Annotated in this window: 1 pseudogene; it reads right to left on the bottom strand. The window is 65.1% G+C overall.

Going from position 1 to position 275, the window contains the following annotated elements:
- A pseudogene (locus tag C662_RS19670) lies at positions 1-275 on the bottom strand (4-hydroxy-2-oxovalerate aldolase); the annotation flags it as partial.

The raw sequence follows: 275 nt of genomic DNA, 5'->3' as shown, positions 1-275 counted from the left end.
CTGGCACCGACTTCGAGCGCGGCCAGGCTGTTGGCCACGCCCATGGCCAGGTTGTGGTGGCCGTGGAAGCCGAGTTCGGTCTCGGGCTTGAGCGCATTGCGCACCGCACTGAGACGCGACTTGACCGTGTCGGGCAGCAGGTGGCCGGCCGAGTCGGTGACGTAGATGCAGTTGGCGCCGTAGCTCTCCATCAGCTTGGCTTGCTTGACCAGGCCTTCGGGGCTGTTCATGTGCGCCATCATCAGAAAGCCGACGGTGTCCATGCCGAGCTTGCG

The organism is Thauera sp. 28, from assembly GCF_000310145.2.
Taxonomy (GTDB): Bacteria; Pseudomonadota; Gammaproteobacteria; order Burkholderiales; family Rhodocyclaceae; genus Thauera; species Thauera mechernichensis.
Note: the sequence above shows the minus strand (reverse complement) of the source record. Positions and strands in the feature narration are given on the sequence as shown.